General features: G+C 69.1%; 22 protein-coding genes. 12 read left to right on the top strand and 10 right to left on the bottom strand.

Features of this window, described 5'->3' with window-relative positions; translation table 11 throughout:
- Window positions 1–447 carry a hypothetical protein gene (locus ACZ6O0_RS19140; protein ID WP_465766248.1) on the top strand — a complete coding sequence of 149 codons (447 nt, stop codon included), beginning with the start codon at window positions 1–3 and terminating at the stop codon, window positions 445–447.
- Between the two features lie 136 nt (window positions 448–583).
- Complete coding sequence (locus ACZ6O0_RS19135; protein ID WP_465766247.1) at window positions 584–3,100, top strand: ATP-binding protein; 2,517 nt, start codon at window positions 584–586, stop codon at window positions 3,098–3,100.
- Between the two features lie 446 nt (window positions 3,101–3,546).
- Here the strand turns inward: ACZ6O0_RS19135 and ACZ6O0_RS19130 are convergent, their stop codons facing one another.
- The 3 genes from ACZ6O0_RS19130 to ACZ6O0_RS19120 form a co-directional block, all read right to left on the bottom strand.
- Entirely contained in the window at window positions 3,547–5,328 is a 1,782-nt protein-coding gene (locus ACZ6O0_RS19130) for an alpha/beta hydrolase (protein ID WP_465766246.1), read from the bottom strand.
- A 211-nt stretch (window positions 5,329–5,539) separates the two neighbouring features.
- Window positions 5,540–6,103, bottom strand: a complete 564-nt coding sequence (locus ACZ6O0_RS19125) for a winged helix-turn-helix domain-containing protein (RefSeq protein ID WP_465766245.1) — start codon at window positions 6,101–6,103, stop codon at window positions 5,540–5,542.
- Between the two features lie 34 nt (window positions 6,104–6,137).
- A complete protein-coding gene (locus ACZ6O0_RS19120) occupies window positions 6,138–6,524 on the bottom strand; it encodes a cupin domain-containing protein (protein ID WP_465766244.1) in 387 nt (128 codons plus the stop codon).
- Between the two features lie 52 nt (window positions 6,525–6,576).
- Here ACZ6O0_RS19120 and ACZ6O0_RS19115 point away from each other — a divergent pair, with 52 nt between their 5' ends.
- Window positions 6,577–7,548, top strand: coding sequence for a GlxA family transcriptional regulator (locus ACZ6O0_RS19115; protein ID WP_465766243.1), 972 nt, complete (start codon window positions 6,577–6,579; stop codon window positions 7,546–7,548).
- A gap of 3 nt (window positions 7,549–7,551) precedes the next feature.
- On the opposite strand, the gene ACZ6O0_RS19110 is transcribed toward ACZ6O0_RS19115, so the two are convergent.
- Entirely contained in the window at window positions 7,552–8,157 is a 606-nt protein-coding gene (locus ACZ6O0_RS19110; RefSeq protein WP_465766242.1) for a GNAT family N-acetyltransferase, read from the bottom strand.
- Between the two features lie 18 nt (window positions 8,158–8,175).
- Window positions 8,176–9,360 (bottom strand): DUF418 domain-containing protein, encoded by a 1,185-nt coding sequence (locus ACZ6O0_RS19105; RefSeq protein WP_465766241.1) that lies wholly within the window; start codon window positions 9,358–9,360, stop codon window positions 8,176–8,178.
- 176 nt (window positions 9,361–9,536) lie between these two features.
- On the opposite strand from ACZ6O0_RS19105, the gene paaA reads away from it, so the two are divergent.
- Genes paaA through paaE form a run of 5 tightly spaced genes read left to right on the top strand, consistent with a single transcriptional unit; the run spans window position 9,537 to window position 13,036 of the window.
- Window positions 9,537–10,463: a 1,2-phenylacetyl-CoA epoxidase subunit PaaA gene (paaA, locus tag ACZ6O0_RS19100; protein WP_465766240.1), complete on the top strand. Its 927-nt coding sequence runs from the start codon at window positions 9,537–9,539 to the stop codon at window positions 10,461–10,463.
- On the top strand, window positions 10,460–10,738 hold the full coding sequence (gene paaB / locus ACZ6O0_RS19095; protein WP_465766239.1) for a 1,2-phenylacetyl-CoA epoxidase subunit PaaB: 279 nt from the start codon (window positions 10,460–10,462) through the stop codon (window positions 10,736–10,738). The genes paaA and paaB overlap by 4 nt, the downstream gene beginning before the upstream one ends.
- Window positions 10,735–11,475: a 1,2-phenylacetyl-CoA epoxidase subunit PaaC gene (gene paaC / locus ACZ6O0_RS19090; protein WP_465766238.1), complete on the top strand. Its 741-nt coding sequence runs from the start codon at window positions 10,735–10,737 to the stop codon at window positions 11,473–11,475. The genes paaB and paaC overlap by 4 nt, the downstream gene beginning before the upstream one ends.
- Window positions 11,469–11,948, top strand: a complete 480-nt coding sequence (gene paaD, locus ACZ6O0_RS19085; RefSeq protein WP_465766237.1) for a 1,2-phenylacetyl-CoA epoxidase subunit PaaD — start codon at window positions 11,469–11,471, stop codon at window positions 11,946–11,948. The genes paaC and paaD overlap by 7 nt, the downstream gene beginning before the upstream one ends.
- On the top strand, window positions 11,948–13,036 hold the full coding sequence (gene paaE, locus ACZ6O0_RS19080; protein WP_465766236.1) for a 1,2-phenylacetyl-CoA epoxidase subunit PaaE: 1,089 nt from the start codon (window positions 11,948–11,950) through the stop codon (window positions 13,034–13,036). The genes paaD and paaE overlap by 1 nt, the downstream gene beginning before the upstream one ends.
- Window positions 13,037–13,081: 45 nt before the next feature.
- On the opposite strand, the gene argG is transcribed toward paaE, so the two are convergent.
- Window positions 13,082–14,515, bottom strand: a complete 1,434-nt coding sequence (argG, locus tag ACZ6O0_RS19075) for an argininosuccinate synthase (protein ID WP_465766235.1) — start codon at window positions 14,513–14,515, stop codon at window positions 13,082–13,084.
- A gap of 120 nt (window positions 14,516–14,635) precedes the next feature.
- Between argG and ACZ6O0_RS19070 the strand changes: the two genes are divergently transcribed.
- Window positions 14,636–15,445, top strand: coding sequence for a metal-dependent hydrolase (locus ACZ6O0_RS19070; protein ID WP_465766234.1), 810 nt, complete (start codon window positions 14,636–14,638; stop codon window positions 15,443–15,445).
- Between the two features lie 121 nt (window positions 15,446–15,566).
- Here ACZ6O0_RS19070 and ACZ6O0_RS19065 read toward each other — a convergent pair whose 3' ends face one another.
- Window positions 15,567–16,742 (bottom strand): hypothetical protein, encoded by a 1,176-nt coding sequence (locus tag ACZ6O0_RS19065; RefSeq protein ID WP_465766233.1) that lies wholly within the window; start codon window positions 16,740–16,742, stop codon window positions 15,567–15,569.
- Between the two features lie 365 nt (window positions 16,743–17,107).
- Here ACZ6O0_RS19065 and dapA point away from each other — a divergent pair, with 365 nt between their 5' ends.
- From dapA to ACZ6O0_RS19050, 3 genes are read left to right on the top strand one after another with little or no spacing between them, the layout of a single operon-like run.
- Window positions 17,108–18,022, top strand: coding sequence for a 4-hydroxy-tetrahydrodipicolinate synthase (dapA, locus tag ACZ6O0_RS19060; protein WP_465766232.1), 915 nt, complete (start codon window positions 17,108–17,110; stop codon window positions 18,020–18,022).
- On the top strand, window positions 18,019–19,713 hold the full coding sequence (locus tag ACZ6O0_RS19055) for a ribonuclease J (protein ID WP_465766231.1): 1,695 nt from the start codon (window positions 18,019–18,021) through the stop codon (window positions 19,711–19,713). Before dapA ends, ACZ6O0_RS19055 begins: the two co-directional genes overlap by 4 nt.
- A gap of 30 nt (window positions 19,714–19,743) precedes the next feature.
- Window positions 19,744–20,775, top strand: coding sequence for a LacI family DNA-binding transcriptional regulator (locus tag ACZ6O0_RS19050; RefSeq protein WP_465766230.1), 1,032 nt, complete (start codon window positions 19,744–19,746; stop codon window positions 20,773–20,775).
- On the opposite strand, the gene ACZ6O0_RS19045 is transcribed toward ACZ6O0_RS19050, so the two are convergent.
- The 3 genes from ACZ6O0_RS19045 to ACZ6O0_RS19035 all read right to left on the bottom strand — a co-directional run bounded on the left by ACZ6O0_RS19045 (window position 20,729) and on the right by ACZ6O0_RS19035 (window position 23,802).
- Entirely contained in the window at window positions 20,729–21,820 is a 1,092-nt protein-coding gene (locus ACZ6O0_RS19045) for a fatty acid desaturase family protein (protein ID WP_465766229.1), read from the bottom strand. The two genes, ACZ6O0_RS19050 and ACZ6O0_RS19045, sit on opposite strands and share 47 nt — an antisense overlap.
- Window positions 21,821–21,894: 74 nt before the next feature.
- Window positions 21,895–22,974 carry a fatty acid desaturase family protein gene (locus ACZ6O0_RS19040; protein ID WP_465766228.1) on the bottom strand — a complete coding sequence of 360 codons (1,080 nt, stop codon included), beginning with the start codon at window positions 22,972–22,974 and terminating at the stop codon, window positions 21,895–21,897.
- A 117-nt stretch (window positions 22,975–23,091) separates the two neighbouring features.
- Window positions 23,092–23,802 carry a GAF and ANTAR domain-containing protein gene (locus tag ACZ6O0_RS19035; protein WP_465766227.1) on the bottom strand — a complete coding sequence of 237 codons (711 nt, stop codon included), beginning with the start codon at window positions 23,800–23,802 and terminating at the stop codon, window positions 23,092–23,094.
- Window positions 23,803–23,866 lie beyond the last annotated feature (64 nt).

Here is a 23,866-nt window from a genome sequence, read left to right as displayed (position 1 = left end):
ATGACCGCGAAGCGTGCGGCGATGGTGCTGGCGGTTGTCTTCGTCGCGTACGCCGTACTGCTCGGGTGGCGTGGGGTGTTGCTGATCGGGACCGGCGATCCGGTCGCGGTCGTGCTCGGGATCGCGGTCCTGGTGATCCCGGTGCTCGGGGCGTACCTGGTCTGGCGCGAGCTACAGTTCGGCCGCCGGACCGAGGCGCTGGCTCACGAACTGGAGGCGGCCGGCGGGCTGCCGGTGGACGATCTTCCGCGCCGCCCGTCCGGCCGGATCGACCGGGCCGCGGCCGACGCTGCCTTCGTCAAGTACAAGGAAGAGGCGGAAGCGGCGCCCGACGACTGGCGGGTCTGGTTCCGGTTGTCGACCGCCTACGACGCGGCCGGGGACCGGCGGAGGGCCCGCGCGACGATGCGGACCGCGATCGCCCACCACGACAATCCGGCGGGCTGAGTGGCTGCGAGTTATCTGGGAGTTGGCTGTGAACCACACTGAGGTAACTGACAACACAGGGCGAAACGGGATAGTTTCAGGGCAAGGCTATGTGGCAGCCGCCACATAGGGGTCGGAGACTGGGTGGAGCCGTCCTGTGCCATCAGACGGGTCTCGCCGCGGCTCGGACGACGTGCAGGGGGCGGGTTTCGGTGGCCTGCTGCGCCGGCACCGGCGTGAGGCCGGGCTGTCGCAGGAGGGGTTGGCCGAACTCGCCGGCTTGAGTGTCGACGCGATCGCGGCGTTGGAGCGGGGTCGTCGGCGCGCGCCGCGCGCACACACCCTGCGCCTGCTCGCGGACGCGCTCCGGCTCGATGACCCGGGCCGGGCGCAGCTCACCGCGGCAGCTCGCCGCGAGTCCGAGAGCGCGCGGCCGCCGATGCGCCAGCCACCCGCCCCGCCGAACCAGCTCATCGGCCGCACGACCGAGCTGACCGCCACCAAACGCCTGCTCGGGCAGCGCATCACTCGCCTGCTGACGCTGACCGGGCCCGGTGGTGTGGGCAAGACGCGTCTCACCATGGCGGTGAGCAGTGAACTCGTGGACAGCTTCCAGGACGGTGTCTGCTGGGTGCCCCTGGCCTCGCTGAACGACCCGGCCGCCGTCCTGCCCGCCGTCGCGGCCTCGACCGGCCTGCACCTGCTGGAGAGCACCCGGCTGGTCGAGGAGATCGCCGAGCAGATCGGCCGCAGCCAGATGCTGCTGGTCTTCGACAACTGCTCGCACGTCGTCGCGACCGTCGGCCAGATCTCCGCCGCCCTCCTGGAGTACTGCCCGAACCTCTCGATCCTCGCCTCCAGCCGCGAGCTCCTCCGGGTCCCGGGCGAGAGCGTGTACGTCGTGCCCGCGCTCGGGCTGCCGCACGACGAGGACCAGCTGGAGTCGTCGGCCGCGATCCGGTTGTTCGTCGAGCGGGCGACCGCCCGCGGCTACGACCCGACCGGGCAGATCGACCAGGTGGCCCGGGTGGTCCGGCGGCTGGAAGGCATGCCGCTCGCGATCGAGCTGGCCGCGGCCCGGACGAACGTGATGACGATCGAGGAGCTGGCGACCGAGCTGGAGACGTCGTTCGGCATCCTGGCCGGCGGCTCCCGGACGGCGTCACCCCGGCAGCAGTCCATGTACGGCGCGATCGAGTGGAGCCACGCCCTGCTCACGCCGGCCGAGCGGGACGTGTTCGCGCACCTCTCGGTGTTCGTCGGTGGCTGGACGCTGAGCGCGGCCGCGACGGTGATGTCAGGCCAGGCGGCGCCGGGTCCGTTGGAGCGGGCCGAGGCGCTCGACCTCACCGGCCGGCTGGTGGACAAGTCGCTGATCCGGGTGACCCGCCGGCACGGCGTCGCGCGGTACTACATGCTCGCGGTGATCCGGGAGTTCGCCGCCGACCGGCTGATGGCGGCCGGGAAGTCGGAGGAGGCCGCCAACCGGCACGCGCAGTACTACATCAGCCTGGCCGAGCAGGCCGAGGGCGAGCTGCGCGGTCCGAACCAGGCGGACTGGCTCGAACGGCTGGACGGCGAGCTGTACAACATGCGCTCCGCCATGGCGTGGGCGTTGCGGACCAGGTCGGTCAGCGAGGCACTGCGACTGTCCGGCGGCCTCTGGCTGTTCTGCTACCTGCGCGGGCACTATGCGGAGGGCAGTCAATGGCTGGAACGCGCCCTGGCCCTCGGGGACTCGGTGCCGGCCGAAGAGATCGACGGTCTGTCCGCTGCGTGTGCGAAGGCCAACCTGGGCGCCGGGATGCTCGCATTCCTGCAGTGCGAGTACGACGCCGCGTCCGTACGGCTGCAGACCGCGCTGAGGCAGTACAAGGAGCTCGAGGACGTCGCTGGTACGGCGCTCGTGCTGCAGCGGCTCGGTGGTGTCGCGCGGGAGCGTGGTGACTACTCGGCCGCGGAAGACCTGTACTGCGAGAGCTACGACCTGTACGAGAGCCTCGGCGACCGGTCCGGGATGGCGTGGGCACACAACCACCTGGGATTCGTGGCCTGGCTGCGCGGCGATCTCGAGATCGGTGCGCGGCGCTGCGGGCGAGCGCGGGACAGCTTCCGGGTGATCGGTGACGGCGAAGGGCTGGCCTGGTCGCTGATCAGCCTCGGCACGATCGCGCAGTACGGCGGGGAGCTGGTCGAGGCCGAGGATCTCCTGCAGGAGAGCCTGGCGTTGTCGCAGCGACTCGGCTACCGCGAAGGTGTGGCCTGGTCGCTGAACCAGCTCGGCATCGTGGAACGTCGTCGCGGGCTGACCGAGCGCGCCGTCCATCTGCTGGACGAGAGCCTGGCCGAGCATCGTGATCTGGGTGATCGGTGGCGGTCGGCCAGTGTGCTCGAGGAGCTCGCCGCCGTCGCCCAGCAGCGCGGCCGGACCGAGTACGCGGCCTTCCTGCTGGGTGCCGCGGACGGCGTCCGGGAGGTCATCGGCGCACCGGTGCCGGAGATCGAGAAGGCCGACTGTCAGGCCACTCGGGCGGCGGTGGAAGCGGCGCTCGAGCGGAGAGCCTTCCGCACGGCCTGGTCGGCCGGGAGAGCGGCTCCGCTGGCGGCAGTTGCCGATGGCTACCCGCCACCGGCTTCGAGTCACAACCCGAACCGCACCGGCGGCCGGCTCTAGCCGACGCACAAAAAGATCCGATCAGCAGTCCACCAGGGCTGCTGATCGGTTCAAGGTGCCTCGCGGAGCACCACGACCTGGGGGATCGACGGTACCCCGCGAGGGATCTGGAAGCGCGGGCCCGAGAATGCGTGACCCGACCGGCTGTGTCTCTGTCTGACCCCCCAGGCAGTCCCCCCACCTCACAGCCGGCCAAGCCACGTCGGCGATGGTCACCGTCGTCGAGCCCTCCCAGTCGACGCCCGGTTCCTCCGCGCTGACTCAAGGTTGTCGAAATCACGCTGTGTCGCACAGGGACGGAACCCTGACATCCCCCTGACAAATTTGTCCTGACAACGAAAGCCCGAGCGGATTTTCGCCGTCGGTGATCAGAATCTGCCCGAGCGTAGGGGGAAATCGGTGGAAATTCACCGGGATTTCGGTCGGTTCAAGCGTTCGCTCGGCGGTCAGTGCAGATATCCCGAGACGGCCTTTGTGAATCCCGCGATCCGGCGCAGCGGCGTGCCCTCGGCGTACCCGTTCCCGGTGCCCTCCTCGAGCTCCGGCGCCGGCATGCTCGGAGCCGGGATGCCCTCGCCGGCGCAGCTGGTGTCCTTGGCCGGCGCGGTCCCGGTGGTGAGGAAGGTGTTGATGATCTTGTCCGCGCACTTGTTCACGCCGCCGTAGACCCCGTGGTCGCCCTCGCGGGTGACGGTGAGCAGACGCGATCCGGCGTACCGCTGGTGGGCCGCGACGGCGAGTCCGTAGTTCGTCGCCGGGTCGTGCACCGACTGCACCATCAACGTGGTCGGCAATCCCTGGCCGGTCGGCGTCGGCATGGTCAGGTTGGGGCGGTCCCAGTAGAAGCACGGGTTCTCGCTCATCGTCCAGCCGAGCAACGGGTAGTGCGGCCCGAGCCGGCCGGCCAGCTGCTCGCCGTACTCGCGTCCTTGTGGCCAAGGTGTGTCGTTGCAGGTGACCGCGGTGAACGTCGCGCTCTCGGCGTCGTCCCCGACGAGCCGGCCGAGTTGGCGCAGGCCGACCGTGCCCCGGTTCGCGCGCTGGACCAGCTCGTGCTGGCGGGCCGGCGACAGCGCGTCCACCTTGCGTTGCGCGGCCTGGGCACCGCCCTTTGTCTGGGTCGCGGAAAGGTCGCGGAGGAATGCCAGATCGATTGCCAGCGAATAGAAGTCGAGCTTTGTATACATATCCCCGGAGACGATGTTGTCCAGGGTGTTCTGGTCGTAGCTGACCTTCACCGAGCCGTCCAGGAACTCCTCGACCGCCGGCTGCCTTTTCAGCGCCGCCCGCAACCGCTCGTAGGTCCGGATGACTGCGGACGGTGACCGGCCGAGGTGCAGCTGGTCGTCGTACTTCGCCGCCCACGGCGCGAAGTCCTCGCGGAACCGGCGCTCGAACGCCTGCGGCTGGGCGGTGAAGGTGGTGATCCAGGGCTGCGTGAAGTCGGTGTTCGAGTCCAGCACGAAGCGTCCGACGTGCTGCGGGAAGTAGGTCTGGTAGTACGCCCCGAGCCAGGTCCCACCGGAGTACCCGACGTAGTCGATCTTGTCGAAGCCGAGCAGCTGCCGGATCAGGTCCATGTCCTGCACGGTCTGCGCGGTGTTCACGTAGGGGAGCAGGCCGCGGGACACGCGGTCGCAGTACGGCTGGCTCAGCCGGGAGGCCTCGGCGATCAGGTCGAGGTTCCACGGGTCCCGGTCGCGCGCGTCCATCGAGTAGCCGGGCGAGCCCTCGCACGTCACGTTAGTGCTGTCACCGGTGCCGCGCGGGTCGAACCCGACGGCGAGGTGGTCCTTGGCCAGCGCCGACTGACTGGCCAGGTACGGCGCCATGCCGAGCCCGGCGCCACCCGGTCCGCCCGGGTTGCCGAACACGACCCGGCTCGGCCTGCCCTTGGCCGGCGCGACCTTGCTGACCGCGATCTGGATGTCGTTGCCGGAGTACTGGTTCGCCCAGTCGCGCGGTGCGGTGATCTTGGCGCAGTACGTCCGCAGCTCCCTGTCCCCGCACTGCGTCCACGCCGGTCTCTGCTTCAGGTACTTGTTGGCCACCGGATGCGCCCGGTCGACCACAGTCGCCTGTTGCATCGAGGCGGTCGCACCAGACCCCGGCACGACGAGAACAGCAGCAACGGAAAGACCGAGGGCTGCTCCGATCATCACCCGCCTACTGCGCGGCGCTCGGTGGGCGCCTCGCCGCACTGGAGAGAAGGTCACGATGCTCCGCATCGAAACCTCCTCTCCAGCACGCCGATGCACTCCACCGAGCACCTGCTCGCGACGGCGGGTGATGATCGGAGCAGCCCTAGACCGACGGTCAGGGTGAGGTACTTCATGCAGACTCCAGCGGATGGCCTTGCGTAATCGGACCGTTGCAATCTGTCATGGGTGCCTGCGACGGTCGAGCACCACCCCCGGCTCGTCGCCGATCCGCTGGATGCTATGGAGTCAGGCCGGGCAGGAAGTACGCGAGGATGCGGACCCGCCGGCTGTCGGCCGGGGGCTCGGTGCGGTTCAGGTAGGGCTTGAGCAGGATCTCGAGGTCGGCCTGGATGGTGTTCAGCTCGTCCGCCGTCACCGACAGTCCGGCGTTGAACAGACCGGCCGCCCGGGCCCAGTCCAGCTCGAGTTGCGGCTCGGTGTTCTCCACCCAGTCGCGCGGCGTCTTCTCGTAGCCGAGCAACATCGCGTTGGCCAGCTCCCGGGCCGCGACCTGGACCTCCTCGGGACCGGACTCGGGCACCTCGAAGTAGATCCCGCGGCCCACGGCCCGCCAGCCGTCGCCGTCCGGCACGACCAGTCCCACCTCGACGAGCTGCTCGACATGCGCATGGGCCGGTTCGGCGTCGATCCCGAGGTGGGCGGCCAGTTCGGCGACGGTCGCCGTACCGTGCCGCGTCAGCCGATCCATCAGCGCGAGCCGCACCGGATCGGCCAGTGCGCGCATCGCCGCCGCCTCGGTGAGCACCATGTCCCCGACGTCGTTCACCTCTACCTGCGTCATGCGGGCAAGAGTGCCATCCGCGGGGGTTGTCCGGTCAGACCTCGAGGCCGGTGTGGGTGCTGATGTGGTCGGGGATCGGGTCGTGCCGGTCGCCGGTGGTGGGGATGCCGGCCGGTTCGATGACCACGATCGAGGCGCCGGCGTCGGAGAACGGCCGGTGGTAAATGCCGCGCGGGACGACGAACACCTGCCCGGGGGACAGGGACACGACCCGTTCGTCCGGGTCGCGGAGGGCGATGCTCAGTTCGCCGTCGAGGACCAGGAAGAACTCATCGGTGGTGTCGTGCACATGCCAGATGTACGAGCCGGCCACCTTGGTGACGCGGACGTCGTAGTCGTTGATGCGCGCGGCGATCCGCGGGCTCCAGAGGTCGTCGAAGGTCTTCAGCACGGCGTGCAGATCGGTCGGTTCAAGGCTCATGCATCCAGTCTTGCCGGGTGCATCGCGAAGGCGTGAGTGCTAGAAATGGCAGATGCCGAAAGAATCCTCGCACCGCGTCGCCGTCCTCGTCGACCACGGCTCGAACCCGTTCGAGCTCGGCGTCGCGACCGAGTTGTTCGGCCTGCGCCGGCCGGAGCTGGACCGGGAGTGGTACGAGTTCACTCTGTGTACGCCGGACCCCGCGGTCCGCATGAGCTCCGGCTTCTTCACGCTGACCGGCGTCGGCGGGCTCGATGAGGCGGAGCGGGCGGACACGCTGATCGTGCCGAACCGTCCCGATCCCGAGGTGCCGCCGTCGGCCGCCGTACTCGATGTCGTACGGCGGGCCGCCGACCGGGGAGCGCGCTTGGTGAGCTTCTGCACGGGGTCGTTCACGCTGGCGGCGGCCGGGGTGCTGGACGGGCGGAGGGCGACGACGCACTGGCGATGGGCCGATCTGTTCCGGCAGATGTACCCACAGGTGGAGCTGCAGCCGGATGTGCTGTTCGTTGACGATGGCAACGTTCTGACCGCGGCCGGGAGTGCGGCGGCGCTCGACCTCGGCCTGCACCTGATCCGGCGCGACCATGGCGCCGAGGTGGCGAACGCGGTCAGCCGGCGCCTGGTGTTCACGGCGCATCGCGACGGCGGGCAGCGGCAGTTCATCGACCAGCCGGTCCCGGTGGTCGGGGACACGTCGCTGGCGCCTTTGCTGGAGTGGGCGCGGGGGCGGCTCGGAAGTCCGCTGACGGTCGCGGACATCGCGTCGTACGCCGCGGTGAGTCAGGCGACGCTGCACCGCCGGTTCCAGGCCGAGTTGGGTACGACGCCCTTGGCCTGGCTGACCGGCGAGCGGGTGGCACTCGCCTGCCGGCTGCTCGAACGCGGCGAGGTCAGGCTCGAGACGATCGCCCGGACCTGCGGCCTGGGGACGGCGGCGAACCTGCGGATCCAGCTGAAGCGCGGGACCGGCCTGACGCCGAGCGACTACCGCCGGCGCTTCGCCTTGAGGTCAGTCAGCTGAGGGTCAGTCAGCTGAACCCGGATCGGTGTGGAGGCGGATCTGCTTGATCCGCACCGACTCGTCGCCGTACAGGTCCAGCTCGCGGTGTGCGCCGTCGGGAGCCCACCCGGCCTCGGTGTAGAACGCGCGCAGTACGTCGTCCGTGGAGTTGACCCACACCGTCACGCGGCTGAACCCGTCGGCGCGGATGGTGTCGACGACCGCGTTCAGCAGCCGCGAGCCGTGACCGGCGCGGGTGGCCTCCGGCTGGATGGCGAGCTCGGCGATCAACGCGTCCCGCTGCGGGTCCGCGTCCGGGTCGTCGGACGCCGTGATCGCGGCGAACCCGACCAGTGTCCGGCCGGCCAGCGCGACCATCACCCGGTTGCGAGCCTCGCCCGGTGCGAGCAGTGCGGCCCGCCACTGGGCCGCGAACTGCGCCGGGTTGAGATCGGCGAGCACGTCCGCCGGCAGCAGACCGGCGTACGACGTCCGCCAGGCCGCGACCTGGATCTCGCCGATCGCGTTCGCCTCGGCCGGCAGCGCGAGCCTCACGCTGGTCTCCGCCACCGGGGTGTCACCAGAGAGATCGGAGAGGTTGGCGGGTTCCGGCACGCCGAAGTCACTCATACCCGCCATCCTCCCAAGTCAGTAGACGAGCCGCCGCAGCAGGGTCTCGGCCGGACCACGGTACGAGCGCCTGCTCATCGCGTAAGCGCCGATCACCGAGACGATCCACACCGCGATCGCGCAGAGGAAGGCGGTGTATGCCGTGCTGCCGAAGCGGAGGTCCAGCGTGAAGGGCGCCAGTAGGACCATCCACGAGACCGACTGGAACAGGTAGCCCGACAGGGATCGCTGACCCAGTGCCGAGATCGCCTTGATCGGCAGCGAGAGTGTGGTGATGCGTGCGGCCAGTAGCCCGAGCAGAGCGACGTACCCGGGTCCGCCGAACATCCCGCTCAGGTGGGACAGGTAGCTCAACGAATCGACCGCGGACTTGTCGACGTGCAGCCAGCCGGCGCCGACCAGTGCGAGCGGCAGTCCGCCGAGGAGGGTGATGCCCAGCCCGACGACCGCGACGCGGGTCAGCAGAGTCTTGTGGGCGCCCGGGTTCTCCAGGATCTGCTGGCGGGCGGCCCAGATGCCCAGCCAGACGACCATGATGAAGCCGACCACGCTGGCCGTGTGCATCGGGTACTCGTGCAGGCGGTCGATCATGCTGGCGCCGTACGACGAGGCGGCCAGCGACGGGTTCGGGTCGTTGGTGAGTGCGTGTGCCGGGCCGGAGCTGTTCAGTACGGCGATGACGGACCGGGCCGCGGTGGCGAGGACGTAGATGAGCTCGAGGGCCCAGATCCCCAGGATGATCCGGTGGACCTTGTCGCCGCGGTTGAGCAGGAACAGCGTGCAGATGATGCCGACGATGCCGTAGGCGCCGAGGAAGTCGCCGAAGTAGAGCAGCGTCGCGTGGACCAGGCCGAAGGCGATCAGCCAGGCGTTGCGTTTGAGCAGGATCCGCCGGACGGCGCAGGTGGTCGCGCCGGACGACCGCTGCCGCCGGGCCAGCTGCACCAGGCTGTAGCCGAACATCACCGCGAACACCGGGTAGGCCCGGGCGTCCACGAAGGTGAGCTTGAGGAAGTTCAGCACGCGTTCCAGGCCGTGCGGTGAGCTTTCGACGCCGGGCTGGCCGGCGAAGGCGAAGTTGGCGCTGTTGGCCAGGCCGATCAGCAGCAGCATCGCGCCGCGGATCAGGTCGGGTGCGAGGGCGCGTTCCTTGCCGGTGACCGGTCCGCGATGGTCGGCGGCCGGGAGGGTCTGCGTGGTCACGGGGAGTCCTTTCGGAAAACTGTGTAAGCCTTGAACTGAATCCTCCCGGCGGGCGCGTCCCGGCCCCAGCGCGTTGCCACCACTTCCGGGGGTGGGGTTAGCACCACCGTCCGACTTTGTGACACTTGCCCGGCGATCTGGACAGAAGGTGTCACATCTCGGCTATGCTGGCCGGCATGGACAGCTTCCAGGCGACCATCGACGCCGACGGCCGGATCGAGCCGCGGGACGCGATGCCGGAGGGGTACCGCAAGACCCTGATCCGGCAGATCGCGCAGCACGCGCACTCCGAGATCATCGGCATGCAGCCGGAGGGCAACTGGATCAGTCGCGCGCCGTCGCTGCGCCGCAAGGCGATCCTGATGGCCAAGGTGCAGGACGAGGCCGGCCACGGGCTGTACCTGTACGCCGCCGCCGAGACCCTCGGCGTGGACCGGGCCGACCTGCTCGACCTGCTGCACAGCGGCCGGCAGAAGTACTCCAGCATCTTCAACTACCCGACCCTGACCTGGGCCGACATCGGCGCGATCGGCTGGCTCGTCGACGGCGCCGCGATCGTGAACCAGGTCCCGCTCTGCCGCTGCTCCTACGGGCCGTACGCGCGGGCGATGGTCCGGGTCTGCAAGGAGGAGTCGTTCCACCAGCGGCAGGGGTTCGAGATCCTGTACACGCTGTGCAACGGCACCCCGGCGCAGAAGGCGATGGCGCAGGACGCGCTGGACCGCTGGTGGTGGCCCTCGCTGATGATGTTCGGTCCGCCGGACTCCGCGTCCACCCACTCCGAGCAGTCGATGGCGTGGGGGATCAAGCGGCACAGCAACGACGAGCTGCGCCAGCGCTTCGTCGACATGACCGTCCCGCAGGCCGACGTCCTCGGCATTCGCGTTCCGGACGACGGCCTGTCCTACGACGAGGAGTCCGGGCACTACCGCTTCACCGAGCCGGACTACACCGAGCTGTACGACGTGGTGAAGGGCAACGGCCCGTGCAACCAGCAGCGGCTCGCGCATCGGGTGAAGGCGCACGAGGACGGCGCATGGGTTCGTGAGGCCGCGGCCGCCTACGCGGCCAAGCAAGCCGCTCGCAAGGAGAGTGCAGCATGATCGAGCCGCTGTGGGAGGTGTTCGTGCGGTCCCGTCGTGGGTTGTCGCACACGCACGTCGGCAGCCTGCACGCGCCCGACGCGACGATGGCACTGCGGAACGCGCGTGACGTCTACACCCGCCGCCAGGAAGGTGTCTCGATCTGGGTGGTGCGGGCCGCGGACATCACCGCGTCCAGTCCGGACGAGAAGGACGAGTTCTTCGACCCGGCCGCCGACAAGGTCTACCGGCACCCGACCTTCTACCAGGTCCCGGAAGGCGTCGAGCACCTGTGAACGACCTGTTCGTCTACACGCTCCGGCTCGGTGACGACGCGCTGATCTCCGCGCAGCGCACCGCCGAGTGGATCGCGGCCGCCCCGCAGCTCGAGGAGGACGTTGCCCTCGGCAACATCGGGCTGGACCAGCTGGGCCAGGCCCGGTCGCTGCTGCAGTACGCCGGAGTCGTCGAAGGGGCCGGTCGCTCGGAGGACGATCTCGCCTACTTCCGCGACGAGCGTGACTTCCTCAACGCGCAGCTGTGCGAGCTGCCCAACGGTGACTTCGCCCATGCGATGGCCCGCCTGCTGTACTTCGCGACGTACCAGCAGTTGCTCTACGAAGAGCTGCTGAAGTCCGCGGACGAGACGCTGTCCGGCGTTGCGGGCAAGGCGGTCAAGGAGGTCGCGTACCACGTCGACCACGCGACCCAGTGGGTGCTGCGACTCGGTGACGGCACCGAGGAGAGCCACCGACGCATGCAGGCCGGTCTGGACGCGCTCTGGCCTTACACCGCCGAGCTCTTCGAGTCCGACGACCTGGTACGTCGTCTGCCGGTCGCAGTGGACCCGTCGACGTTTCAGGACGAGTGGACGCGTCGGGTCACGGCAGTCATCGACGAATCCACGTGCAGCCGGCCGGAGGCGTCGTACCAGCACACGGGTGGTCGGACTGGTCGTCACACGGAACACCTCGGGTATCTGCTGGCCGAGCTGCAGCATGTGGCTCGCTCGCATCCGGGGGCGACATGGTGACGGACACGGCGATCCTCGAAGCGGTCGGTGAGGTCGCCGACCCGGAGGTGCCGGTGCTGACGATCGCGGACCTCGGAGTGCTGCGTGGCGTCCGCCATGACGGCGATGAGGTGGTCGTGACGATCACCCCGACGTACTCCGGCTGTCCGGCGATGGACGTGATTCGCCACGAGGTCGAGCTGACGCTTCAGGCCCTCCACGTGGACGGGAGAGTGGAGACCGTGCTGTCGCCGGCCTGGACGACGGAGTGGATGAGTGAGGCGGGCAAGGCCAAGCTCACCGAGTACGGCATCGCCCCGCCGACCGGTCGTCGCGCTGTGGGTGGGCCCGTCCTGCTGTCGTTGACGATCCGGTGCCCGTTGTGCGGCTCGCCCGACACCACGGAGCTCAGCCGCTTCGGCTCCACTTCCTGCAAGTCGCTCTGGCGGTGCAACTCCTGCCGTGAGCCCTTCGATCATTTCAAGGCGTTGTGATGACGACGACTGTGGCGCCCCGGCGGAGGGCGGTCTTTCATCCGCTGAAGGTGGCCGCGATCGAGGCGATCACCGACGACTCGGTGGCGATCACGTTCGCCGTACCGCCGGAGCTGGCGGGGGAGTACGAGTTCAGCGCGGGTCAGCACCTGACGATCCGCCGTTCGGGTGACGATGTCCGCCGGAGTTACTCGATCTGCTCGCCCGCGGGATCAGGCGTACTCCGGATCGGCGTGAAGCGGATCCCGGGCGGCGAGTTCTCGGCGTACGCCGCGCACGACCTGAAGGTCGGCGACGAGCTCGAGGTGATGACCCCGCTCGGCCGGTTCGGTACGACGTTCGACCCGGCGAACGTGAAGCACTACGCCTTCGTCGCCGCGGGGAGCGGGATCACGCCGGTGCTCTCACTCGTCGCGACGATCCTCGCGGTCGAGCCGTCCAGCCGGGTCACGTTGCTCTACGGCAACCGGACCGCCGGGTCGGTGATGTTCGCCGACGAGCTGGCCGACCTCAAGGACCGGTACGCCGAGCGCCTGCACCTGGTGCACGTGCTGTCGCGGGAGTCGACCGAGGTGGAGCTGTTCAGCGGCCGCATCGACGCGGACCGGTTGCAGCGGATGTTCGCGACGATCCTGCCGCTCGAGACCGTCGACGAGTGGTTCCTGTGTGGGCCGTACGCGATGGTCGTCGGCGCTCAGGAATTGCTGCTGGGGGAGGGCGTGGCACGCGAGCACGTGCATGCCGAGCTCTTCCATGTCGGCGACGAGGCCCCGACCGCTCCGGTCGAGGAGGCTCCCGCCGACGAGAACGCGGCTCAGGTCACGGTGATCCTGGATGGCCGGCGCTCGACGTTCGCCCTGGCCGAGCACTCGAAGGCGGTCCTGGACGCGACTCTCGCCGTACGCAGCGACGCACCGTTCGCCTGCAAGGGCGGCGTCTGCGGCACCTGCCGGGCCAAGGTCCTGGACGGCTCCGTGCGGATGGACACCAACTGGGCCCTCGAGCCGGACGAGATCCGCGCCGGCTACGTCCTCACCTGCCAGTCCCACCCGACCACGCCCGAAGTCACCCTCGACTTCGACGCCTGACAGCGCCCGGCCTCCCCTGAAGGCCGGTCGCTGAACTCAGGGGGATCAGTCCGTGCCGGACTCCATCGCGGCCCGGTCGAGGAGCTCGTCCTCCTCGGTGGCCTCGCCCCGGGAGGCGATCGCGTCGGCGCCGCCGGTCGGCATCGCGCCGATCAGGTCGGTGGACGACGCCAGCGCGGGGTTCGACGTCCCGAACATGCCCAGGCTCGCGTACTGCTCCAGCTTGGAGCGGGAGTCGGCGATGTCCAGGTTCCGCATGGTCAGCTGACCGATCCGGTCGACCGGGCCGAACGCCGAGTCCTCGATCCGCTCCATCGACAGCTTGTCCGGGTGGTAGCTGAGCGACGGGCCGGAGGTGTCCAGGATCGAGTAGTCCTCGCCGCGCCGGAGCCGCAGCGTGACCTGGCCGGTCACCGCCGTACCGACCCAGCGCTGCAGGGACTCCCGCAGCATCAGCGACTGCGGGTCCAGCCAGCGGCCCTCGTACATCAGCCGGCCGAGCTTGCGGCCCTCGTTGTGGTAGCTGGCCAGCGTGTCCTCGTTGTGGATCGCGTTGACCAGCCGCTCGTACCCGGCGTGCAGCAGTGCCATCCCGGGCGCCTCGTAGATGCCCCGGCTCTTGGCCTCGATCACCCGGTTCTCGATCTGGTCCGACATGCCCATGCCGTGCCGGCCGCCGATCGCGTTCGCCTCCAGCACCAGGTCGACCGCGGAGCCGAACTCCTTGCCGTTGATCGTCACCGGCCGGCCCTGCTCGAACCCGATCGTGACGTCCTCGGTCTCGATCACCACCGACGGGTCCCAGTGCTTCACACCCATGATCGGGTCGACGGTCTCGAGCCCGGTGTCGAGGTGCTCCAGCGTCTTCGCCTCGTGGGTCGCGCCCCAGATGTTGGCGTCGGTGGAGTAGGCCTTCTCGGTGCTGTCCCGGTAGGGCAGGTCGTGGGCGACCAGCCACTCCGACATCTCCTTGCGGCCACCCAGCTCGTGCACGAACTGTGCGTCCAGCCACGGCTTGTAGATCCGCAGCTGCGGGTTGGCCAGCAGGCCGTAGCGGTAGAACCGCTCGATGTCGTTGCCCTTGAAGGTCGACCCGTCGCCCCAGATCTGGACGTCGTCGTCGAGCATCGCCCGGACCAGCAGCGTGCCGGTCACGGCCCGCCCGATCGGGGTGGTGTTGAAGTACGTGCGTCCGGCCGAGCGGATGTGGAACGCGCCACAGGCCAGCGCGGCCAGCCCCTCCTCGACCAGCGCGGCCCGGCAGTCGACCAGCCGGGTGATCTCGGCGCCGTACGCCGTGGCGCGGCCCGGGACCGACGCGATGTCGGGCTCGTCGGCCTGACCGAGATCGGCGGTGTAGGTACAGGGCACCGCTCCTTTGTCGCGCATCCACGCGACCGCGACCGACGTGTCGAGACCTCCTGAGAACGCGATCCCGACCCGCTCACCAACCGGCAATGACGTAAGCACCTTGGACACAGGAAAAGTATGCACCCCTCTGCATGATTATGCAAAGCGGGGTGGTGCCAGCGTGGCTGCTGTGACCAGTGGGGTCCGGCTGACAGGATGGGAGCCGGCAGGGAGGGAGTGAGGCGCCGAATGATGGGGCGATCCCACGCGTTGTCCGGATGGTGTGCGGGGCTGGCGGTGGCACCGCTGATCGGGCTGACGTCGGTGGCGGAGGTGGTTCCGTTCGCCGCGGCGACCGCCGGGTACGCGTTGGTGCCGGATCTCGACCATCCGGGCGCGAGTGCCTCCCGGTTGCTCGGACCGCTGACGCGGGCGGTCTCGGCGGTGGTCCGCGCGTTCTCCGGTGTCCTCTACAGCGTGACCAAGGGGCCGCGGGACGAGGACAGCACCGGGAAACACCGGCACGCCACGCACACCCTCGCTGCCGCGATCCTGCTCGGCGTACTCGCGGCCAGTCTCGGCGACCGCGGGAAGTGGGCGGTCCTCGCGGTGGCCGTCACCGGTCTGGTCCTGGCCGCTGATGCGCTCGGCGACTGGATCGTCCTGGCAGTGCTCGGCGCCGCGGGCTGGTCGGTCGCCGGTACGGCACTCCCCGGGACGACGGCGGCCGACGCCGTCCAGGCCGGTCTGACCGAGACCGGCGGCTGGATCGGGATGGCGGTCGGCCTCGGCATGTTCGTCCACTGTCTCGGCGACAGCCTCACCCGCTCCGGCTGCCCGTGGCTCTTCCCGCTCCCGATCCGCGGCGAGACCTGGTACGAGCTCCGCCTGCCGCGAGCCCTCCGCTTCCGCACCGGCGGTTGGGTGGAGAACGCCGTGATCGCTCCCGCTCTGGTGCTCGGCGGGCTGCTCCTGCTACCCGGGGCACTGCCGATCCTGCGGCAGGTGTTCGACGCGATTCTGTCGACCACCTCGGTCTGGATCGCCGGTAGCCAGTGAATCGAACCCCTCGGGACGGCGTCTGGATGGTCAGCCGCGGTGTGCTGCTGAGAGTGGTGGAACCTCGTGGGTGGCTGGCGAGGGGTAAAGGAGGCTCGGCCACCCACGAGGGCTTGTTGGGTCAGCTCCCGGCGTCGGGGGCGACCAGTTCGGGCAGCTTGGCGTCGAAGAGCTGCGCGAACGTCAGGCTCGGCAGGATGTGGCCCTGGTTCGCGGCGCCGGTCACGACGCTGTAGGCCCACTCGGCCGAACGCAGCCGCTGGTTGGGAGTGCCGTGGTGACCGAGATCGGCGAAGTTGCAGTCGCCGATGCCGTAGAAGACCTGGTTGAAGAGCTGCACCCGCTTCCACTGCATGCTGGCGCCGCGCGAGTGGGACAGGAAATAGACACTGAAGGCATCAGCCATCAGCTCGGTACGGCGGGTTGCCTCCGGCCCCGTGAGCGGGGAGTCGAACAGGTTGTCCTCGTACTGCACGTGGTGGCCGAACTCGTGCGCCAGGATCGCCTGCGGTGCGACGTCGCCCAGCCCGATGGCCTGGTAGGCCTGCATGATGCCGTCGCCCATCACGATCTGGTCCGGCAGAGCCGCCAGCGCCGGGTTCGGGTCGCCCACGCCGGTGAACGCGTAGGCGTTCAGGCTGAGCAGCGGGTGGTTGCGGAACTTCGGCTGCTCGGCCCAGGTGGCGAAGAGATTGGCGAAGTACGTGGAGTCGAAGTCGGACCGGTTGTAGATCGTCCGGAAGACCTGGTAGATCGCAGTGCGGTCGGCCAGGATCGCGCTGTGCATCGGCACCATCCCGATGTCGCCGGACCGGATGTCCCAGAAGTTCTTCACGTCGCGGAACGTGTGCGTGACCGCGGTGGTGAACTCCCCGTTCAGCCCGTACGGCGAATCCGCGGGCGTGGCGAGCATGCTGCCGTAGCCGGCCAGGTTCGACAGCGCTGCGGCGAACGCGTAGACCCTGTCCAGGATGGTCCAGTCCGCGATGGTGCCGGCCACCCAGTCCGTGAGCGCGGTGTTGGGCGAGCACGCGTAGTCCTCCGGATCGAGCGCGTTGAGGATCGCCGCCGTCGTGGCCGGCGCATCCCCGAGCCCCAGCCGTTCCGCGTTCGCAGCAGCGGCGTCGGCGACCTCCGGGGTGAGCAGCGCCCGGGCCTGCTCGAGGAGCGAGCCGGACTGTTCGGTGGCGACGACCTGAGCCGTGGTGGTCGCGGTCGAGGCTTGTGCGGGGGCGATCGACAGTGCCGTCAGGCCGAGGGTTGCCAGCGCGACCGGCAACGCGAGGTATTTCTTCATGACGCTCCTAGGGGTTCGCCGGGTGGGACGGCGCGACGAGTGGCGGGGATTTCGATCAGTATTCGCCGAGCTCCGGCCCGGGGTCTCGCGTTCTGGCTGGCATGATCCGGCATGGCAGATTCCTGACGCTGACACCGCTGTGCCGCGACTGCGTGGGTTGTGGACCGAAAATGTCACCGGAGAGTGAGGGTTACACCACGAAAAGTGTTCGCAGAACTTTTTCCGGATTTTTTTCGCGGAAGCTGTAACGATCACTGAGGCAGCCCCGATAGGACGAGTGAGCCTGGTGGCTGCCCGGACCCCCGAGCGGACAGCCACCAGGCCTACTCATTTCTCCTGGGCTGCGGAGCGGTAATCTGACCCCCATGTCCTCGCCAGCTTCTTCCGTCTCGTCAGCGCCGCCGTTCGGGCGGCTGACGACGGCGATGATCACTCCCTTCCGGCCCGACGGATCGCTGGATCTCGACGCCGCGCAGAAGGTCGCCGGCTACTTGGTCGACCGCGGCAACGACGCTCTCATCATCAACGGCACGACCGGTGAGGCGCCGACCACTTCGGACGCCGAGAAGGTCCAGCTGGTGAAGGCGGTGCTCGACGCGGTCGGCGACCGGGCCAAGGTGATCGCCGGCGTCGGCACCAACGACACCGCGCACACGGTCGAGCTCGCGAAGCAGGCCGAGGCCGCCGGGGCCGACGGCCTCCTGGTCGTCACGCCGTACTACAACAAGCCTCCGCAGGACGGGCTGCGCGCGCACTTCACCGCGGTCGCCGACGCCACCGGCCTGCCGAACGTGCTGTACGACATCCCCGGCCGGGCCGGGGTGGAGATCAAGTCCGAGACCCTGATCGCGCTCGCCGCGCACCCGCGGATCGTCGCGGTGAAGGACGCCAAGGGCGACCTGGCCGGCACCACCAAGGTGCTGGCGAACACGGATCTGTTCTACTACTGCGGTGCCGACGAGCTGAACCTCGCCATGCTGGCGATCGGCGCGGTCGGCATCGCCAGTGTCGTCGCGCACGTCGCGAGTCCGGAGTACCGGCGACTGATCGACGCCGTGGTGGCCGGCGACCTCGCCACCGCACAGGAGATCGATCGACGGCTGGTGCCCGCCGTCGAGACGATCATGACCAGGACCCAGGGCGCCATCATGGTGAAGGCCGCGCTCAAGCTGGCCGGCGTCATCGAGCACGCGACACTCCGGTCGCCGTTGGTTGAGGCGACCGCCGAGCAAGTGGACTGGCTCACCACCGACCTCAAGACGGCAGGACTGATTGCATGAGCCATCCTCATCCAGATCTCGACGCGCCCGGACCACTCGCTCCGGGCGCTTTGCGGGTGATCCCGCTGGGCGGCCTCGGTGAGGTCGGCCGCAACATGACGGTGTTCGAGTACGACGGCAAGCTGCTGATCGTGGACTGCGGCGTACTCTTCCCCGACGAGAACCAGCCCGGCGTGGACCTGATCCTGCCGGACTTCCAGCCGATCCGGGACCGCCTCGACGACGTCGTGGCCGTGGTCCTGACGCACGGCCACGAGGACCACATCGGCGGGTTGCCCTACCTGCTGCGTGAGCGGGGCGACATCCCCGTGATCGGCTCGCAGCTCACGCTCGCGCTGCTCGAGGGCAAGCTGAAGGAGCACCGGCACCGCAACGTGCCGCAGCAGACCGTGGTCGAGGGCGAGAAGCTGCAGATCGGGCCGTTCGTCTGCGAGTTCGTCGCGGTCAACCACTCGATCCCGGACGCGCTCGCGGTGGCGATCAAGACGCCGGCCGGCCAGGTGCTGCACACCGGCGACTTCAAGATGGACCAGTTGCCGCTGGACAACCGGATCACCGACCTGCGCGCGTTCGCCCGGCTCGGCGAGGAGGGCGTCGACCTGTTCATGGTCGATTCCACCAACTCCGAGGTGCCCGGCTTCACCACCCACGAGCGCGACATCGCCCCGGTCCTGGACCGGGTCTTCACCAACGCGAAGAACCAGCGCATCATCGTCGCCTGTTTCGCCTCGCACGTGCACCGGGTCCAGCAGGTGATGGACGCCGCGGTGAAGCACCGCCGCAAGGTCGCGTACGTCGGCCGCTCGATGGTCCGCAACATGGGTGTGGCCCGGGATCTCGGCTTCCTGAACGTGCCCGGCGACACGCTGATCGACATGCGCGAGCTGGACAACTACCCGCCGGAGCAGGTCGTGCTGGTGTCGACCGGTTCGCAGGGCGAGCCGATGTCGGCGCTGTCCCGGATCGCGGCCAACGACCACCACGTGGTCCAGATCCAGCCGGGCGACACTGTCGTACTCGCGTCGTCCCTGATCCCGGGCAACGAGAACTCGGTGTACCGGGTGATCAACGGCCTGACCCGGCACGGCGCGAACGTCATCCACAAGGGCAACGCGCTCGTCCATGTCTCCGGGCACGCCAGCGCGGGCGAGCTGCTGTACTGCTACAACATCGTCAAGCCGCGCAACGTGATGCCGGTGCACGGCGAGATCCGGCACCTGCACGCGAACGCCGACCTGGCCATCCAGACCGGCGTACCGCGGGAGAACGTGGTCGTCGTCGAGGACGGCGTGGTGGTCGACCTGATCGACCGTAAGGCGGTCGTGGCAGGCAAGGTGGACTGCGGGTACGTGTTCGTGGACGGGTCGACCGTCGGCGACATCACCGAGACCTCGCTGAAGGACCGCCGGATCCTCGGCGACGAGGGTTTCATCTCGGTCATCGCTGTGATGGACTCCGTTACCGGCAAACTGACGGCCGGGCCGGAGATCCAGGCGCGCGGGTTCGCCGAGGACGACACTGTCTTCGACGACCTGAAGCCGCGGATCGAGGCGGAGATCGAGAAGGCGATCGGCAGCGGGGTGGACGACATGTACCAGCTCCAGCAGGTGATCCGCCGGGTGGTCGGCAAGTGGGTCAGCGACACCCACCGCCGCCGCCCGATGATCATTCCGGTCGTCGTCGAGAGCTGAGCAGGACCACACGGGAGAGAAGGGCCGGCGATGACGATCAGCGGTGTGAACGGTGCGGGCCAGCGCCGGCCCACGATGAAGGAGGTCGCGGCCCGGGCCGGGGTCGCCCTCAAGACCGTGTCCCGGGTGGTGAACGAGGAGCCGAACGTCAGCCCGGAGCTGACCGCCAAGGTCCAGGCCGCGATCAAGGAGCTCAACTACACCCCGAACGAGAGCGCCCGGATGCTGCGCCGCGGCAAGACCGGGACGATCGCCGTGGTGATCCGCGACATCGGCGACCCGTTCTTCGCGTCCCTCGGCCGCGCGGTCGAGCTGTGGGCCCGGTCGTCCGGGTCGGTGGTGATGATCGGCCTGACCGACGAGGACCCGGAGCGCGAGCGGGAGGTCTGCCTGGAGTTCGTCGCCCGCCGGCCGGACGCGCTGATCATGGCGCCGATCGGGGAGACCCAGGAGTACCTCGCGCCGCACGTCGACGCGGGCATGGCCGTCGTCACGATCGACCGGCCGGCCCACGGGATCGAGGCGGACGCCGTACTGGCCGACAACGCGGGCGGTATCGACCAGGCGATCGACCACCTGGTCCGGCAGGGCCACCGGCGGATCGCCTACCTCGGTGACGACGAGCGGATCTTCACCGCCCGCGAGCGCGTGGTCGCCTACCGGGCCGCGATGGCCCGGCACCGGATCGAGGTGGACGAGGACCTGGTCCACCTGTCCGAGCCGACCACGGAGGGCATCGGCATCACGCTGTCCGCCGTACTGGACCGGCCGGAGCCGGCCACGGCGTTGCTGTCGGCAAACAACATGACCACCGCCGAGGTGCTCCGCGGCCTGGCCGGCCGGCGGGACAGGGTCGCGCTGGTGTCCTTCGACGACCTCGCCCTCGGCGACCTGCTCAGCCCGGGCCTGACCGCGGTCGCGCAGTCGGCCGACGTGATGGCCCGGACGGCGATCCAGCTGATGACCGAGCGGCTCCCGGAGCCGCACCGGCCGGGCCGGACCGTGCGCGTGCCGGTCAAACTGACGATTCGGGGCTCAGGCGAGATCCCACCGGCGGGCTGATGGTCCGCAGCTGCGCCGCCAGCGGGCAGTCGAACGGATCGCGCGCCCTCAACCCGACGTTGTTCAGGTAGCCGACGACGATCCGGTACGACGTGAACAGGCCGACCTCGGTGTACTTGATGCCGTGCACGGCGCAGTACTCGCGCACGATCGGCTGGACCGCCTTGAGGGTCGGCCTGGGCATGCTCGGGAACAGATGGTGCTCGATCTGGTAGTTCAGGCCGCCCAGGGCGAAATCGGTCAGGACGCCGCCCCGGATGTTCCGCGACATCAGGACCTGGCGTCGCAGGAAATCGAGTTTCATGCCCGCCGGGACGAGCGGCATCCCCTTGTGATTGGGCGCGAACGCGGCACCGAGGCAGACGCCGAACACCGCGAGCTGCAGGCCGAGGAAGGCGCTGGCCTTACCGACCGGGAGCAGCAGGTAGAGCGCGGCGACGTAGCCGCTGATCCTCGACACCACGACCGCCGCCTCGACCCGTTCCAGCCGGCTCGCGTCGCGGCGCAGCAGGTGCCGCAGGCTCGATGCGTGCAGGCCGATCCCTTCGAGCGTGAGGAGCGGGAAGAAGAGCCAGCCCTGCCGCGCCGCGATCCACCGGCCCAGCGGCCCGCGTTTCGTGACCGCGCCCGGGGTGAACGCGATCGCATCGAGCTGGACGTCGGGATCCTTGTCCACCTGGTTCGGTGCCGCGTGGTGCCGGGAATGCTTGTTCCGCCACCAGCTGACGCTCATGCCGGCGATCGCGCCCGCCAGAATGCGTGCCGTCCAGTCGTTGCGGGCCGCCGAGTCGAAGATCTGCCGGTGTGCGCTGTCGTGACTGAGAAAGGCGACCTGGACGAGGACCAGCGCTAACGCGGCGGCCAGCAACAGCTGGTACCACGAGTCGCCGAGGAGGATCATCCCCGCGGCGACCGCGAGCAGAGCGGTGAGGACGAGGCTGAACCGCGTGACGTAGTAGCCCTGGCGGCGCCGCATCAGGCCGAGTTCGCGCACCGTCCGGAGGAGATCCGTGTAGAGGCTGACGTACCGCTGCTGGGCGCTCACCAGGTCATCATCAAGACCTGGCATGACGCCCCGCGTGCGGTGAGATGGACCGGTGAGGTCGCCTTGGCAAAGTGCTAGCCCCGCAACTGCGCCGCGAGCGGGCACTGGAACGGGTCCCGGGCTTTGAGCCCGACGTTGTTCAGGTAGCCGATGACGATCCGGTACGACGTGAACAGACCGACCTCGGTGTATTCCACCCCGTGGAGCTGGCAGTACTCGCGGACGATCGGCTGAACGCGCCGGAGGGTCGGCCGGGGCATGCTCGGGAACAGGTGGTGCTCGATCTGGTAGTTGAGCCCACCGAGCGCGAAGTCCACCATCACGCCGCCGCGGATGTTGCGGGACATCATGACCTGGCGCCGCAGGAAGTCCAGCTTCATCGTGGCCGGCACGAGCGGCATGCCCTTGTGGTTCGGCGCGAACGAGCCGCCCAGACAGATCCCGAACACGGCCAGCTGCAGCCCGAGGAACGCTCCGGCCTTGCCGATCGGCAACAGGATGAGCAGCACGGCCAGATAGCCGCCGAGCCGGCTCAGCACGATCGCCGCCTCGACGCGCTCGACCGAGCTCGCTCCTTTGCGGAACAGATGACGCAGGCTGGCGATGTACAGGTTCAGGCCCTCCAGCGTGAGCAGCGGGAAGAACAGCCAGCCCTGGCGGCGGGTGAGCCAGCCGCTCAGGCCCTTGCGTCCGGCGAAGTCCGCAGGCGTGAAGGCCACGACGCCGGCGCCGATGTCGGGGTCGTGGTCGAGCTGGTTCGGTGCCTGGTGGTGGCGGCTGTGTTTCGAGCGCCACCAGCTCGCACTCATGCCGACCAGTCCACTGGCCAGCAGGCGCGCGGTCCAGTCGTTCCAGGCCGCGGACTGGAAGATCTGCCGGTGCGCACTGTCGTGGCTGAGAAACGCGACCTGGGTCATGACCAGCGCCAGGGCCCCGGCCATCAGCAGCTGCAGCCAGGAGTTGCCGAGCAGGGCGACGCCGGCCCAGACCCCGGCGAAGGCGGCCGCCACCAGGCCGATGCGGGTCCAGTAGTAGCCGTGCCGCCGGCGGAGCAGGCCGAGCTCGCGGACGGTCCGGGCGAGGTCGGTGTAGAGATTCGTGTACCGCTGCTGCGGTCCCTGCGGATGGTGGTCGTCCGCGACCAGCTGTGACATGACAAGGCCCCATTCCGGAGTGCATCGGGTCGATGCGCTACCAGGTCCGGGGCAGCGCCACGAACAGAGTGGCTAGTGCCCTCAACGGAACCATGCCGGCGTCCCGCAGGCAAGTCGCTAGCGGGTCAGCACCGCCGACGTGTCGAGCGAACCGTCGAGTACGCCGTCCGCGACGACGGCGAGCCGCTGTCCCGTACCTCGTGCGTACGAGCGCATCGCGGTGAACGCCTGCGCCGGAGTCAGGCCGGCGCGCTCGGCCAGCATCCCTTTTGCCTGCTCGATCAGCACTCTGCTGTTCAAGGCGTGCTGGAGCTGCTCGGCCAGCACCTGCTGACCGCGCACCTCTCGCTCGTGCAGGAGCCCGATCGTGGCGATGTCCGCCAGCGCCTGGCCCAGGGTGACGTCCTCCTCGCCGAGTGGCTCGGTGCTGGACCGGAACAGATTGAGCGCGCCGATGACGTGTCCGCGAAGCCGGAGCGGGAGGGCGTGGGCGGAGGCGTAACCGCCGGCGGCCGCCGCTTCGGCGAACTCGGGCCAGCGGCGGATGTCGACGTTGACCACCGGCTGGCCGGTCCGGAAGCACCCCGGGCACGGACCGTCGTCCTGCTGCAGCTCGAAGAGCTCGAGCAGCTCGGCCTGGTCGTCCGACGACGCCATCACCCGGAGGACGCCGTCCTCGTCGGCCAGCATCAGGCCGGCCGCGTCGACATCCAGCAGTTCGACGGTCACCTCGGCCAGGCTGCGGAGGAAGTCGACCAGATCGAACTCCGCCACCAGCGTGTCGGCAAGCTCGATGAAGACCTGCGCGATGCGGTGTTCCCGTCTCATTCCCAGCGTTCCCTCTCGACCCGGCGACTCCTCCCATTGTCCCGCCCACGGGCGATTTGGCACC

Source organism: Kribbella sp. NPDC048837, assembly GCF_055586945.1.
The sequence above is the reverse complement of the archived record's forward strand: the minus strand, read 5'-3'. Positions and strand labels throughout refer to the sequence as shown.